This window comes from Sphingopyxis sp. MG, assembly GCF_002953155.1.
In the GTDB taxonomy this organism is placed as follows: domain Bacteria; phylum Pseudomonadota; class Alphaproteobacteria; order Sphingomonadales; family Sphingomonadaceae; genus Sphingopyxis; species Sphingopyxis granuli.
Genome location: NZ_CP026381.1, coordinates 854,153 through 868,083, shown reverse-complemented (window position 1 = coordinate 868,083; position 13,931 = coordinate 854,153). Strand labels below are relative to the sequence as shown.

14 protein-coding genes are annotated in these 13,931 nt (G+C 69.7%); 3 read left to right on the top strand and 11 right to left on the bottom strand.

What is annotated here, in order from left to right; genetic code table 11:
* Window positions 1–17 precede the first annotated feature (17 nt).
* The 5 genes from C3E99_RS04005 to C3E99_RS03985 all read right to left on the bottom strand — a co-directional run bounded on the left by C3E99_RS04005 (window position 18) and on the right by C3E99_RS03985 (window position 5,174).
* Entirely contained in the window at window positions 18–620 is a 603-nt protein-coding gene (locus tag C3E99_RS04005) for a Yip1 family protein (RefSeq protein WP_076074565.1), read from the bottom strand.
* A 111-nt stretch (window positions 621–731) separates the two neighbouring features.
* Window positions 732–1,490, bottom strand: a complete 759-nt coding sequence (locus C3E99_RS04000) for a crotonase/enoyl-CoA hydratase family protein (RefSeq protein ID WP_076074564.1) — start codon at window positions 1,488–1,490, stop codon at window positions 732–734.
* Complete coding sequence (locus tag C3E99_RS03995; RefSeq protein ID WP_076074562.1) at window positions 1,487–3,109, bottom strand: acyl-CoA dehydrogenase family protein; 1,623 nt, start codon at window positions 3,107–3,109, stop codon at window positions 1,487–1,489. The genes C3E99_RS04000 and C3E99_RS03995 overlap by 4 nt, the downstream gene beginning before the upstream one ends.
* A gap of 11 nt (window positions 3,110–3,120) precedes the next feature.
* Window positions 3,121–3,987 carry a crotonase/enoyl-CoA hydratase family protein gene (locus tag C3E99_RS03990; protein ID WP_076074561.1) on the bottom strand — a complete coding sequence of 289 codons (867 nt, stop codon included), beginning with the start codon at window positions 3,985–3,987 and terminating at the stop codon, window positions 3,121–3,123.
* 2 nt (window positions 3,988–3,989) lie between these two features.
* On the bottom strand, window positions 3,990–5,174 hold the full coding sequence (locus C3E99_RS03985) for a CaiB/BaiF CoA transferase family protein (protein ID WP_158682096.1): 1,185 nt from the start codon (window positions 5,172–5,174) through the stop codon (window positions 3,990–3,992).
* A 39-nt stretch (window positions 5,175–5,213) separates the two neighbouring features.
* Between C3E99_RS03985 and C3E99_RS03980 the strand changes: the two genes are divergently transcribed.
* Window positions 5,214–6,029 carry a hypothetical protein gene (locus C3E99_RS03980; RefSeq protein ID WP_234002592.1) on the top strand — a complete coding sequence of 272 codons (816 nt, stop codon included), beginning with the start codon at window positions 5,214–5,216 and terminating at the stop codon, window positions 6,027–6,029.
* Between the two features lie 229 nt (window positions 6,030–6,258).
* Here C3E99_RS03980 and dmpG read toward each other — a convergent pair whose 3' ends face one another.
* From dmpG to C3E99_RS03965, 3 genes are read right to left on the bottom strand one after another with little or no spacing between them, the layout of a single operon-like run.
* Entirely contained in the window at window positions 6,259–7,296 is a 1,038-nt protein-coding gene (gene dmpG, locus C3E99_RS03975; RefSeq protein ID WP_076074557.1) for a 4-hydroxy-2-oxovalerate aldolase, read from the bottom strand.
* The gene (locus C3E99_RS03970; protein ID WP_104959442.1) at window positions 7,293–8,222 is read right to left on the bottom strand and encodes an acetaldehyde dehydrogenase (acetylating); all 930 of its coding nucleotides are present in this window, start codon (window positions 8,220–8,222) and stop codon (window positions 7,293–7,295) included. The genes dmpG and C3E99_RS03970 overlap by 4 nt, the downstream gene beginning before the upstream one ends.
* Window positions 8,223–8,226: 4 nt before the next feature.
* Complete coding sequence (locus C3E99_RS03965) at window positions 8,227–9,006, bottom strand: 2-keto-4-pentenoate hydratase (RefSeq protein WP_076074552.1); 780 nt, start codon at window positions 9,004–9,006, stop codon at window positions 8,227–8,229.
* A gap of 101 nt (window positions 9,007–9,107) precedes the next feature.
* Between C3E99_RS03965 and C3E99_RS03960 the strand changes: the two genes are divergently transcribed.
* A complete protein-coding gene (locus C3E99_RS03960) occupies window positions 9,108–9,902 on the top strand; it encodes an IclR family transcriptional regulator (RefSeq protein WP_158682094.1) in 795 nt (264 codons plus the stop codon).
* Here C3E99_RS03960 and C3E99_RS03955 read toward each other — a convergent pair.
* From C3E99_RS03955 to C3E99_RS03945, 3 genes are all read right to left on the bottom strand, one after another.
* Window positions 9,869–10,846 (bottom strand): acyl-CoA dehydrogenase family protein, encoded by a 978-nt coding sequence (locus tag C3E99_RS03955; RefSeq protein WP_234002591.1) that lies wholly within the window; start codon window positions 10,844–10,846, stop codon window positions 9,869–9,871. The two genes, C3E99_RS03960 and C3E99_RS03955, sit on opposite strands and share 34 nt — an antisense overlap.
* Window positions 10,843–11,994, bottom strand: coding sequence for an acyl-CoA dehydrogenase family protein (locus tag C3E99_RS03950; RefSeq protein ID WP_234002590.1), 1,152 nt, complete (start codon window positions 11,992–11,994; stop codon window positions 10,843–10,845). The genes C3E99_RS03955 and C3E99_RS03950 overlap by 4 nt, the downstream gene beginning before the upstream one ends.
* Window positions 11,995–12,102: 108 nt before the next feature.
* Window positions 12,103–12,429, bottom strand: coding sequence for a DUF423 domain-containing protein (locus tag C3E99_RS03945; protein ID WP_076074544.1), 327 nt, complete (start codon window positions 12,427–12,429; stop codon window positions 12,103–12,105).
* A gap of 84 nt (window positions 12,430–12,513) precedes the next feature.
* On the opposite strand from C3E99_RS03945, the gene rimO reads away from it, so the two are divergent.
* Window positions 12,514–13,884, top strand: coding sequence for a 30S ribosomal protein S12 methylthiotransferase RimO (gene rimO, locus C3E99_RS03940; RefSeq protein ID WP_067105647.1), 1,371 nt, complete (start codon window positions 12,514–12,516; stop codon window positions 13,882–13,884).
* Window positions 13,885–13,931 lie beyond the last annotated feature (47 nt).

Sequence of the window (13,931 nt, the reverse complement as noted above, 5' to 3'; positions counted from 1 at the left end):
TCCCCGTGCGAGACCCCCTACAGCCGTCCGCTGAACAGGCCGGAAACCGGCGCCATGATGAGGCTGAGCAGCAGCGCGACCACGATCGCGGCGATGATGACGACGGCGGTATAGCCCAGCGCCTTCGCTTCCGGCGCCCGCATCAGCTTTGGCAGCCCGAGGTAGAGCAGATACAGGCTGTAGAGGCCGAGCAGCATCAGCACGGCGAGCGCCGGGACGAGGCCGAAGATTCCGGCCACCCAACTCGCGGTTGCCGAATAGGCGGAGACCTTGAACGCCTGCACGCGATTGGGCGTCGCGTCGAAGGTCGGCGCGAGGGCGTCGATGATCAGCGCCAGCACGAACACGCCGACCAGCGCCGCGCCATATTGGACGAGCGCGGTGCCGAGCGCCGCGCCGACCGACGGCCGAAAGGTGAAGCCCATCGCCGAATAGCCGAAGACGGTCGACCCGATGAAGTGGGAGGCGGCGGGAATCGCCGCGAGCGGCAGGACGTGGCGGCGATAGATGTCGCCGATCGTGTCCGCCTCCGTATCGATCTTCGCCCATTCCTCCGCCGGACGCAGAAGAATGCCCTTCACGCGCGCGACGAGCGCCGGCTTGCCATCATTCGCTGTCATCTTCCTCTCCCCATTTCGCGGCTTTCGACGGAGCCATATGCGGGATTCCGGCCCGTCGCCGCTGTGCTCCATAGCACAGGGACGGCGGAAACGGGAAAGACGCGTCCGGGGCTACTCGAACCGGCCGCCGCGCCCGGCACCATCGGCGAAGCGGCCCGCGCCGGCCTTCGCCTCGGCGCGCAGCGGTTTTTCGCCCTCGCGTCCCTCAAACCGCAGCGCCTCGGCCAGGTCGAAATCCCATTGGCGATAGGCCGACGCCCGGTCGGTGCGCATGCACAGCGCCGGAAAGCGCGCGATCTCCGCCGCCAGCGCCTGCGCGGCCGACAGCGCGGCACCGTCCGGCACGACGCGGCTGGCCAGTCCCATCGCCAATGCCTCGTCCGCCGCGACCGGCCGCCCGGTCAGGATCATGTCGAGCGCCCGCCCCTGACCGACGACGCGCGGCAGGCGCACCGTGCCGCCGTCGATCAGCGGCACGCCCCAGCGGCGGCAGAAGACGCCGAAGGTCGCGCTTTCGGCGGCGACGCGCAGATCGCACCACAGCGCGAGTTCGAGCCCGCCCGCGACCGCATAGCCCTCGACCGCGGCAATCACCGGCTTCGACAGCAGCATCCGCGTCGGCCCCATCGGCCCGTCGCCCTCGGGCTCGTAGCGGCGTTCGCCCTGCCCCACCGCCTTCAGGTCGAAACCGGCGCAGAAATGGCCGCCCGCCCCGGTCAGCACCGCGACCGCGCTGTCGTCGTCGGCCTCGAAATCGGCGAATGCGGCGCGCAACGCGTCGGCGGTCGCCGGGTCGACCGCGTTGCGGCACGCGGGCCGGTCGATGGTGACGGTGCGCACCGCACCGTCGTTCGTGACGCGGACCGTCATGTCGCGGGCATCGCGCGGTCGACGATCATACGCGTGTCGATCGCGGCATCGAAGGCGCCATAGGCGCTGCCACGCGGGATCAGCCGCAGGCGGCAGAAAGCCTCCGCGAGCGGGTTGCCCTGGCCGATCAGCACCGCCGCCTGCGCCGCGAGCGCGAGCCGCTCGATCAGCAGCCGCGCGGTGCCTTCGTGCGCGGCGCGCAGGTCGATCGCGTCGATCCAGCGATCATAGGCGCCGTCGTGCCCGCGCTGCGCCGCCAGAAAGGCGTGCAATGCCTCGACCCCGTCGGGTTCGCGCGCGATGGCGCGCAGCAGGTCGAGCGCGATGACGTTGCCCGACCCTTCCCAGATCGCGTTGAGCGGCGACTGGCGGAACAGGCGCGGCATCGGCCCCGCCTCGATATAGCCGGCGCCGCCATGCGCCTCCATCGCTTCATAGACGAGGCCGGGCGCGCGCTTGCACACCCAATATTTGGCGACGGGGGTCAGCAGCCGCGCGAGGGGATCGTCCGCATCGAAAGCCTGCGCCAGCCGGAAGCCGAGCGCGGTCGCCGCCTCGCTTTCGACCGCGAGGTCGGCGAGCACCGCCGCCATCGCCGGCTGGTCGATCAGGCGGCGCTGGAAGGCTGAGCGGTTCGCGGTGTGCCACAAGGCCTGCGCGAGCGCGCCGCGCATCTGCTGCGCCGATCCGACGACGCAGTCGAGCCGCGTGTGCTGAACCATCTGGATGATCGTCGCCACACCGCGCCCTTCGGGCCCCAGCCGCTGCGCCAGCGCGCCATGATATTCGATCTCCGATGAGGCGTTCGACCGGTCGCCCATCTTGTCTTTGAGCCGCATGACACGAAAGCCCGCGTTGCGCGTCCCGTCGGGCAGCCAGCGCGGCACGAGGAAGCAGGTCAGCCCGCCCCCGGCATAGGCAAGCGTCAGGAAGGCATCGCACATCGGCGCCGAACAGAACCATTTGTGCCCCGTGAGGCTGTACCAGCCCTCCTCGCCCGTCGGCTCGGCGCGCGTCGTGTTGGCGCGCACGTCGCTGCCGCCCTGCTTCTCGGTCATCGCCATGCCAATCGTCACCCCCGCCTTTTCGGCGGTGGGGCGAACCGCCGGGTCATAGCGGCCGGCGGCGATGCGCGGCACCCACATATCGGCGACCGCCGGCTCGGCACGCAGCGCAGGCACCGCGGCATAGGTCATCGTCATTGGACAGCTCGTCCCCGAATCGGCCTGCCCGGTCAGGAAGAGGATCGCCGAATGCAGCGCATGTCCGTGCGCGCTGCCGTCCCACGCGGCCGACGCGAAGCCGCTGTCGAGCCCCAGCCGCATCAGTTCGTGATAGGCGGGATGGAAACGCACTTCATCGACGCGGTGGCCATAGCGGTCGAACGTTTCGAGCACCGGCACCTGCCGGTTCGCCTCGACGCCCCATTCGATCACCTCGGCCGAGCCGCAGCGCTGCCCCAGCGCCGCCAGCTGGTCGGCATGGCCCGCCGCCCCCGCCTGCGTCACCGCATCGACCAGCGCCCGATCGCCGGTGAACAGGTTCGTGTTTTCGAGCGGCGGCGGCTGGTTGAACACCTCGTGCGTGTCGAGCCGGTCGATCGGGCGGATGGCGGTCATCGTCTGTCTCCTCAATCTTCGACCGGCAGGCGCTTCGACACCTGGCTCGCGATCGGATCGCCGCTGTCGCGCTCGGCCACCGCCTGCTTGAAGCCGACCTCCTGCGCGCGCTCGCGGAACCATATACCCTCTGGCGAATGGCGCGAAACGCCGTCGAACAGCGTCGCGAACATCTGCGTGTTATTGAGGCCCATATTGTCATAGGCTTGATTGACGACGGTCTTCGTCATCATCAACTGGTTGCGGGGCACGCCGCGCAGCCGCCCCGCCAGCCGCTCGACCGCATCGTCGAGCTCCGCCTCGGGCACCGCCTCCAGCGCCAGACCGATGCGCGCCGCCTCGCGCCCGTCGATCAGGTCGCCGGTCATCATCATCCGCTTCGCCATCTGCGGCCCCAGCCGGTAGACCCACATCGCGGGCGTCGGCACGCCCCAGACGCGCGCGGGCGGATAGCCGATGCGCGCATCCTCCGCCATGATCAGGAAGTCGCAGCACAGCGCGATGTCCGATCCGCCCGCGACCGCGGCGCCGTGGACGCGCGCGATCGTCGGCTTGGTCGCGCGCCACAGCGCCATGAAATCCTGCGTGTTGCGCCACATCATCTGGAAATCGAGCGTCGGGTCCCACGGCATGTCCTGCGACCCGCTGATCTCTCCCTTGCGCTCGGCATAATGCTTGAGGTCATAGCCGCCGCAAAAGCCCGGCCCCGCGCCGCGCACGACGATGACATGGACGTCGGGGTCGGCCTCCGCCTTCTCGACCGCGGCGCGGATCTCGCGCGGCATGCCGTGCGCGATCGCGTTGAAATATTCGGGCCGGTCGAGCGTGATCGTCGCGACCCGGTTGTCGGTCGCATAGGACAGGGTTTCGAAACGCATGGTCAAATCTCCCGGGGAACATGGACCGCGCCCATGGCGAGCGCAGCGGCGATTTCAGCGGCGTCGAGGCCGGCGGCGGCGAGGATGGCGCGGCCATGTTCGCCGACCCGCGGCGCATGGGCATCGGTCGCCGCCCGCGCGCCGTCGAAGCGTGCGACCGCGCGGGCGCGGCGCACCGGTCCCGCCTGCGGATGGTCGGTCAGCGCGACGAAATCGTCGTGGGCGAGCTGCGCATGCCCCGGCAGCGCCGCCGAGCGGTTGGCGACGCCGCACGGCACCCCCGCCTCGGCCAACCGCTCGACCGCCTCGGCCGTCGTCATCGCCGCGACGCGCGGGGCCGAAAAGGCGCGCAGATCGTCCCAGTTGAGGAAACGCGTCGCCATGTCGGCATAGCGCGGATCGGACAGCAGCTCGGGTGCGCCGATCGCCCGCGCCCAGCCTTCGAACTCCGATTGCGACAGCATGACGACGACGATCCATCCGTCCGCCGTCGCCCAGGGACGATAGACCGCGGCGATGTTCGGCATCCGCGACGGCGCGTCGGGAAAGACTTCGGCCCCGTGCAGGTCGATCCAGCCATAAGCGACCGCCGCTTCGAGCATCGAGATATCGACCACCGTCCCCTCGCCGCTGCGCCCGCGCGCGACGAGCGCCGCGGTCGCAGCTTGCGCGGCATAGAGACCCGCCGTCTTGTCGCAGATCCACTGCGGCGCCAGCGTCGGCTCGCCGCTGTCGTCCCAGCTCACCATCCCCGATTCGGCCTGGATGATCGGGTCATAGGCGCGGGTGCCGCACATCGGCCCATCTTGCCCGAAACCGCTGATCCGCGCGATCACCAGATCGGGGCGGAGCGCGTGCAGTGCCGCGATGCCCAGCCCCAGCCGTTCCATCACCCCCGGCCGGAAATTGTGTATCAGCAGGTCGGCATGCGGAACGAGGCGGCAGAGCAGAGCGCGGCCCTCGGTGCGGGCAAGGTCGAGCGCGATCGATTGTTTTCCTGCGTTGAGCGCGACGTGCGCCGAACTGAACCCCGGCGCCGCGATCGCGCCCAGCAGGCGCGCCCGGTCGCCCTCGGGCGGTTCGATCTTCCACACGCGCGCACCCTGCTGCGCCATGATCTGCGTCGCGAGCGGTCCCGCGACAACGCTGGTCAGATCGATTACCGTGATGCCTTCGAGGGGCAGCATCTTCCTCTCCTCCATTATTTATTGCACAATAAGTCGGATATGGACGCAGAACGCAACATAATAATCGCTGGCGGCGGCACGATGAGCGCACGGATGCTGATCCTCGACCTGCTCGACACCGGCGAGCCGCCGGCCTTCTCGGTCGGCGAACTGGTGCGGGCGGGTGCCGCCTTCGGCATCGAGGCCCCGGGAATCCGCACCGCGCTGACGCGCCTCAAGACCGAGGACCGGGTGCGCGCGATCGCGCGGGGCCGTTACACGATCGGTTCGGGCGGCGCACCGCTCCAGCAGCTCATCCTGGGCTGGCGGACGCGGCTCGACCTGCGGCGGGCGTGGGGCGGCGGCTGGCTGCTGGCGATCGCGGGGCCGCTGGAACGCGCCGACCGGACGGCGTGGCGCCGCACGCTGCGCGCGCTGGACCTCGAAGGCTTTGCCGAGGCCGAAACGAACGTCTGGGCGCGCCCCGACAATCTGGAAGGCGGCGCCGAGGGGGCGCGGCAAAGGCTGGCGACGCTCGACGCGGCCGCATCGCTGTGCGTCGTCGAGGCGGCGGGGCTCGACGCGGGGCGCGCGGAACGCTTCCCGACGCTGTGGCCCGCCGACGCCCGGCGCGCGGCCTATCTGGAACTGGCCGGGGCGCTCGACCGCAGCGGCGCGCGCATCGACGCCATGCCGCTACACGCCGCGGCGGCGGAGACGCTGCTGCTCGGACGGCAGGCGATCCGCGCCATCATGCGCGATCCGCTGCTTCCCGACGCGTTCGGCCCGGCCGACGGCCTGTCGCGCCTGATCGAGGCGATGAACCGCTACGACCGCGTCGGCAAGGCGATCTGGCAAGCCTATCTGCGGGGATAAAGCGCGGCGCCTTCAGCCGCGCCTTTATCTGCACCATCCCAAATCCGTTGGGACGGTAATTTGGATACCAATGCATGGTTGTCTTGGCTCGCAAAGCCGCGTGCTCCCGCGAATGCGGAAGTCCAGAGCTTCGAAGAGCCAAGGGCGGCGCCACATCGCTCTGAGTCTCCGCCTGCGCGGGGACACGGCAAGGCTCATCCAAACATCATCACGCTCCAAACTCGACACATCAGCCCGCGACCTCGCGGCGGCGCACCATGTCGAGCGCGACGTCGACGATCATGTCCTCCTGACCGCCGACCATCTTGCGGCGGCCGAGTTCGACGAGGATCGCGCGCGTGTCGAGTCCGTGGTCGGCGGCGGCCTTTTCGGCGTGACGCAGGAAGGAGGAATAGACCCCGGCATAGCCGAGGGTCAGCGTCTCGCGATCGACGCGCACCGGGCGGTCCTGCAATGGGCGCACCAGTTCCTCGGCGGCGTCCATCAGCGCGAAAAGGTCGCAGCCATGGTTCCAGCCATAGACGTCGGCGGCGGCGATGAAGACCTCCAGCGGCGCATTGCCCGCCCCCGCGCCCATGCCGGCAAGGCTGGCGTCGACGCGGATCGCACCGTTCTGCACCGCGACGATGCTGTTCGCGACGCCGAGGCTGAGATTGTGGTGCGCGTGGACGCCGCGCTGCGTCTCGGGCTTCAGCACGCGGTCATAGGCGGCGAGCCGCGCCGCATAGCCGTCCATCGTCAGCGCACCGCCCGAATCGGTGACATAGACGCAATGCGCGCCATAGCTTTCCATCAGCTTCGCCTGGCCCGCCAGCGCTTCGGGCTCGGACATATGGCTCATCATCAGAAAGCCCGCGACGTCCATACCGATGCCGCGCGCGAACTCGATATGCTGCTTTGCGACGTCGGCCTCGGTGCAATGCGTCGCGATGCGGACCGATCGCACGCCCATTTCATAGGCGTGCTTCAGATCGTGGATCGTCCCGATGCCGGGGAGAAGCAAGGTCGTGAGCACGCTATGCTCCAGCACCTCGGCCACTGCGCCGATCCAGTCCCAGTCGGTATGCGCGCCGAAGCCATAGTTGAAGCTCGATCCTTGCAGGCCATCGCCGTGCGACACCTCGATCGCGTCGACCTTCGCAGCGTCGAGCGCCCGCGCGATCGCGCGCGCATGGTCGAGGCCGTACTGGTGGCGGATCGCATGCATCCCGTCGCGCAGCGTCACGTCCTGGATATAGAGCTTTGTGGTGATGGGGTCGAAGCTCATGCCGCCATCCTTTCGGCGATCTTCTCGGCGGTCTTCAGCGCCGCCGAGGTCATGATGTCGAGATTGCCCGCGTAAGCCGGCAGATAATGCGCCGCCCCCTCGACCTCCAGAAAGACGCTGACCTTCAAGCCCGTGAAGCTGCCGCCCATTTCCGGAATGGTCAGCGGCGCGTTGCCGCCGATGCTTTCGAACTGCACCGCCTGCTTCAGCCGGTATCCGGGGACATAGCTCTGCACCTCGGCCACCAAGGCCTCGACCGACCGGCGGATCGCGTCGCGGTCGCCGTCGTCGCACAGGCAATAGACGGTGTCGCGCATGATCAGCGGCGGTTCGGCGGGGTTGAGGACGATGATCGCCTTGCCGCGCGCCGCACCGCCGACCTCGACGATCGCCTGGCTCGTCGTCTCGGTGAACTCGTCGATATTGGCGCGGGTGCCGGGGCCGGCGCTCTTCGACGCGATGGACGCCACGATTTCTCCATAATGCACCTTCGCCACCCGATTCACCGCCGCGACGATCGGGATCGTCGCCTGCCCGCCGCACGTCACCATGTTGACGTTGGGCGCATCCAGATGCGCATCGCCGTTGATCGGCGGGATCGTGTAGGGCCCGACCGCCGCCGGGGTCAGATCGATCACCCGCTTGCCATGGGCGATCAGCACCTCGCTATGCCGCTGGTGCGCACCTGCGGAGGTTGCATCGAAGACGATGCCGATGTCGGCAAAGCCCGGCATCGCGACGAGCCCGTCGAGCCCCTCGGCAGTAATCGGCACGCCGAGCCGCTCGGCGCGTTTCAGGCCGTCGGATTCGGGATCGATGCCGACGAACGCTCCCATCTCCAGCCCCTTCGACACGCGCATGATCTTGATCATCAGATCGGTGCCGATATTGCCCGAACCGATGATCGCCACTTTGGTTTTCGTCACGATCTCAGTTCCCGTAGGTGAAGCGGCATTCGCCGATGCCCGCGACGCGCGCGACCACCGCGTCGCCGGGCGTCAGCGCGACCATCGGCCCCAGCGCGCCGGCGAGCAGGATGTCGCCCGCCTTCAGCGGCTCGCCGCGGGCCGCCAGCGTCCGCGCCAGCCATGCGGCGGCGTTGAGCGGGTTGCCGAGCGCCGCGGCGCCGACCCCGGTCGAGGCGACCGCGCCATTGACGGTCATCTCCATCGCCGCGCCTTCGAGGTCGAGCCCGGCGAGCGGCCGACCTGCGTCGGCGAGCAGGAAGAAGGCCGACGATCCATTGTCGGCGACCGTGTCGGCAAAGCTGATCTTCCAGTCGGCGATGCGGCTGTCGACGATCTCGATCGCCGCATGGACGCGTGCGACCGCCGCCGCCGCCTGTTCCGCAGTCGTCGCCGGGTCGGGCAGGTCGGCGCCAAGGATGAAGGCGATCTCCGCCTCCGCCTTCGGCTGGATCGCCCGTGCCGGGTCGAGTCGGCCGCCGTCGGCGATGCGCATGTCGTCGAACAGCACCCCGAAATCGGGCTGGTCGACGTCAAGCTGCTGCTGCACCGCCTTCGCCGTCAATCCCGCCTTGCGCCCGACGATGCGCCGCCCTTGCGCTTCCCAGAAGCGCGTGTTGATCGTCTGCACCGCATAGGCGCCGTCGGCATCGGTCGGGTCCAGCCCGTCGCGAAGCGGGGGCACTGTCCCGCCCGCATAGGCGTCGCGCAGTCGCCGCGCGAGGTCTTCGAATGTCGCTGTCATCTCGATCTCCCTGCGCGCCTGCTATCAGGGATCGCGCCGGGCGCCACCGCGCGATTGCGATTATCTCTTAATATTCGAGAGCAAGCCTGCCAAAAGGTGGCATGAATTCGCCCTCGCCCCCCGCTTACACGTCGCAGACGCTGATCAAGGGACTGCGGCTGCTCGAAGCGCTGGTTCGCGACGGCGGGCGCTCGACCCTGTCGGCGGTGGCGGCGCGGCTGGCGCTGCCGCCGCAGACGGCGCATCGCCTTGCGCTGACGCTCGAGGCCGAAGGCTATCTGGTCCGCACCGCGAAGGGCGTCTATCGCGCCGCGCCGCGCCTCGCGGCCCTCGCGCAGCCCAGCGAGCCGCGCCCCGCGCTTGCCGCCGGCCTGCGCCGCCCGCTCGCGCGGCTGGCGGCACAGTTCGGCGCCTATGCCCATGCCGGAATTCTTGAGGATTCGATGGTCACCTACATTGTCAAGGAGCGCGGCGACGCCGCCGAGCTGTTCACCGCCGAACGGATGCAGCTCGAAGCCTATTGCTCGGCGATCGGCAAGATATTGCTCGCCGCGCTGCCCGAGCCCGCGCTGGCCGCCTATCTCGCCGGCGGCCCGCTGATCGCGCTGACCCCGAACACGATCACCGATGCGGCGGTGCTGCGAGACGAGCTGGCGACGATCCGCCGGACCGGCATCGCCTATGACCGCCATGAAATCCGCAACGACCTGTTCTGCATCGCGGTGCCGCTGCCGCCGGAGGACGGGCGCATCGAGGGCGCGATTTCGCTATCCTTCCTTGGGCGCACACCCGATGCGGCGGTGCGGCGCAAGGCGATCGCGCGGCTGCGCGCAGTAGCCCGCCACCTCGCCGGAGAGGCCGGTCAGGCGGGCGCCGCCAGTTCCGCCCGCACATAGTCGACCGACCCGGCGCCGCTTGTCAGCCGCTGGGCGCCGAGCCGCCGGTTCCACCAGCTTTCGGACCCGTCGGCGAGCCGCCATTCGTGCAGGCGGCGGGTGAAGAGCTGGAGGTCATGCTCGGCGCTGATCCCGATCGCGCCGTGCACCGCGTGCGCGGTTGCGGCGACGCGCGTCGCGGCCCTGCTCGCCACCGATTTGGCGGTCGCAGCGGCGGCTAGCGAAGGCGGCCAGGCCCCGGCGCAGCCGAGCTGCGACGCGATGCGCGCCGCGACCGCCTCTTCGGCCATCGTCGCCAAATTCTGCTGGAGCGCCTGCTGGCGGCCGATCGGCTTGCCGAACTGGACGCGCTCGTTGGCATAGGCAGCGGTCATGACGACGAGCCGATCCGCCGCGCCGGCGATCAGCGCCCCGCGCAGCACCGCCGCAAGCGCGCGCAATCCCCCCGCCGGCGCCGGCAGCATCCCGTCGAGCCCGTCCCATCGCATCCGCGCCGCGAGGCTGCGGGCAACCCCTGTCGCTTCGGCCCCGTCCGCCGCGACGAGGGCGAGCCGCTCGTCCTGTTCGACCAGCACATGGCGCGCGACGAGCCCGAGCGGCACCACCACCGTCTGTCCCGGCGCCGCCACGGCGAGCGCGACCGGTCCGTCGGGCAGCGGCGCACCGGCGTCCGCCAGTAACGCCCGCGCGATCATCGTCTCGCCGACCGGCAGCGGCACCGCGTGGCGCCCCAGCGCCTGCCATAGCGGCTGCACCGCCGCGACCGGCAGGCCGAAGCCGCCCGCCGCCTCGGCAACCAGCGCGTCGAGGAACCCCGATCCGGCGACCGCATCCCATATCGCATCGATATCGCCGCCCGCCTCGACCGCGCGCACCGCGGCGGGCGCGGCGACGGTTTCGAACATCCGCTCGAAGGGCGAAAGAAGCGCGTCGTGATCCATCATCGCAGTCCCATTCCGCGCGCGATGATCCCGCGCAATATTTCCCGCGTGCCGCCGCGCAGCGAAAAGCTCGGCGCGACGTGCGTCACATAGAGCAAGGTGCGATACAGCTCCGCATCGACCGGCTCGTCCGGATGCGCGGCGAGGTCGTCGCCGATCGCGATCGGCAGTTCCTGTTCGAAGCTGGTTCCGAGGTCCTTGACCAGCGACGCCTCGACCACCGGGCTCTCGCCGAGCGCGAGCCGCGCGGTGCAGGCGATCGACATCGCCCGCAGCGTCCCCAGCCGCGCGGTGAAATCGCCGACCAGCGCCAGCGTCGCCGAATCCTCGCGCCCCATCGCCTGCAGATGCCGAACCCAAGCGTCGAGCAGCACGACGCTCGAATAGATGCGCTCGGGCCCGCTGCGTTCGAAGGCGAGTTCGGCCGTGACCTGCTTCCAGCCCTCGCCCTCCTGCCCGATCAGCGCGTCGGCGGGCAGGTCGACATCCTCGAAGAACACCTCGGCGAAATGCGCGTCGCCCGCCAGATCGGCGATCGGCCGCACCGTCACGCCCGGCGCCTTGAGGTCGATGATGAGCTGCGACAGGCCGCCGTGCCTATCCTCGCTGGTGCCCGAGGTGCGGAGCAGCGCGATCATATAGGCGCTGTGCATCGCGTTGCTCGTCCAGATCTTCTGGCCGTTGACGCGCCAGCCGCTTTCGGTGCGCTCGGCGCGGGTGCGCACGCTGGCAAGGTCGGACCCCGACCCCGGCTCGCTCATCCCGATGCAGAAGAAAATCTCGCCGCGGCAGATGCGCGGAAGATAGTCTTCACGTTGCGCCTCGGAGCCGAAGCGCAGGATCAACGGCGCGCTCTGGCGATCGGCGATCCAGTGCGCCGCGACCGGCGCACCCACCGCGAGCAGTTCCTCGACGACGACGAACCGCGCGAACGGCCCGCGTTCGCCGCCGCCATAGCGCCGGGGCAGCGTCAGGCCGAGGAAGCCCGCTTCGCCCAGCCTGCGGCTGAACGCCGCGTCGAACCCCGCCCACGACCGGGCGCGAACCGCGTCACCGCGCGCCGCGACGACTTCGGCGGCGAGCGCGCGGATCGCCGGGCGCAGCGCTTCGTCTTCGGCGGGCAGCGCCGCGAGGGTCAATGTGTCGAACACCCGTTCTTCCCTCCTCTGTCGCCGGCCGCACCGCGGCAGATGCCGCATGCCCCATCGCCGCCCCGGCAGCAATAGATATGCCAGCCTCTTTCCCGAAGGCCGATTCGGTCACCCTCGCGGCATCGCCCACGCCGCCCACAGCCAGCCGGCAATCATCAGGGCGCCGCCGATCGGCGTCACCGCGCCCAGCCACCGCGGCGCGCCCAGCGCCATCGCATAGAGGGTGGCGGCGAACAGGATCGAACCGGCCAGCAGCATCGCCGCCGGCCCGCGCGCGGCGCCCATCACGGCGAGCGCCCCGACCGCGTGGATCAACTGATAGAGGCCGCCGGTCCGCAGCCATTCGGCCTCTTGCTGCCCCGCCGCGCCATGGGCGCCGAACGCGCCCGCCGCCACCGCGACGGCCGCGGAAATCGCCGCAAACAATCCGATCATCGATCCTTTTCCTTCCTTCGCGCGGCCGCCCGATGGCGCCGCGCGTGACAAAGCCGCAAAAATCGCATAAGGGCGCCGCCAATCATGCCAGTCAAGACCCTCCCCGCCCAGCCGAAAGTCGGCATGGTTTCGCTCGGCTGCCCGAAGGCGCTGGTCGACAGCGAACGCATCCTGACGAAATTGCGCGCCGACGGCTATGGCCTGTCGCCCGATTACGCCGGGGCCGACGTGGTGCTCGTCAACACCTGCGGCTTCCTCGACAGCGCGAAGGAGGAAAGCCTCGAGGCGATCGGCGAGGCGATGGCGGAGAACGGCCGCGTCATCGTCACCGGCTGCATGGGCAGCGAGGCCGACCTGATCCGCGCGCGCTTCCCGAAGGTGCTCGCGGTCACCGGTGCCCACCAGTATGAGCAGGTGGTCGACGCGGTCCACGACGCCGCGCCGCCGACGCAGGGGCCCTTCGTCGACCTGGTGCCGGAGGGCGGGCTCAAGCTGACCCCGCGCCACTACAGCTATCTGAAGATCAGCGAAGGCTGCAACCATAGCTGCGCTTTCTGCATCATCCCCGACCTGCGCGGCCGGCTGGTCAGCCGCCGCATCGACGCAGTGCTGCGCGAGGCGGAGAAGCTCGTCGCGGCGGGGACGAAGGAACTGCTGGTGATCAGCCAGGACACCTCGGCCTATGGCGTCGATATCCGCCACGACCCGCGCGAGTGGAAGGGGCGCGAGGTGCGCGCGCACATGACCGATCTCGCGCGCGAACTCGGCCAGCTTCGGACGAGCGAAGGCCGCGCGCCATGGGTGCGGCTGCACTATGTCTATCCCTATCCGCACGTCGATGCGGTGATCCCGCTGATGGCGGAGGGGCTGCTCACCCCCTATCTCGACATTCCCTTCCAGCATGCGAGCCCGAAGGTGCTGAAGGCAATGAAGCGCCCCGCGAACGAAGCGAAGGTGCTCGAACGGTTGGCCGCGTGGCGCGCGATCGCGCCCGACATCGCGGTGCGGTCGAGCTTCGTCGTCGGCTTCCCCGGCGAGACCGAGGAGGATTTCCGCTATCTGCTCGACTGGCTCGACGAGGCGCAGCTCGATCGCGTCGGCGCTTTCCGTTTCGAGCCCGTCGCTGGCGCGCAGGCGAACGCGCTGCCCGATCCGGTGCCGGACGCGGTCAAGGAAGAGCGCTATCAGCGGATCATGGAAAAGACCGCCGCGATCAGCGCCGCGAAGCTCGCGGCGAAGGTCGGCCGTACCCTCCCCGTCATCATCGACGAGGTGGGCGAAGCCGACGAGGATGGCAGCATCGGCGCCACCGGCCGCAGCCAGGCCGACGCGCCGGAGATCGACGGCCATGTCTACCTCCGCGACGTCGCCGCAGGGCTGAAGGCGGGCGACATCGTCGACGTGCTGGTCGAGGACGCCGACGAGCATGACCTGTTCGGGGTCGTGACCGCCTGATTTCCGGGCGACATTTTTACGGGAACGCTTCGGCCCGGTCGGTGGTA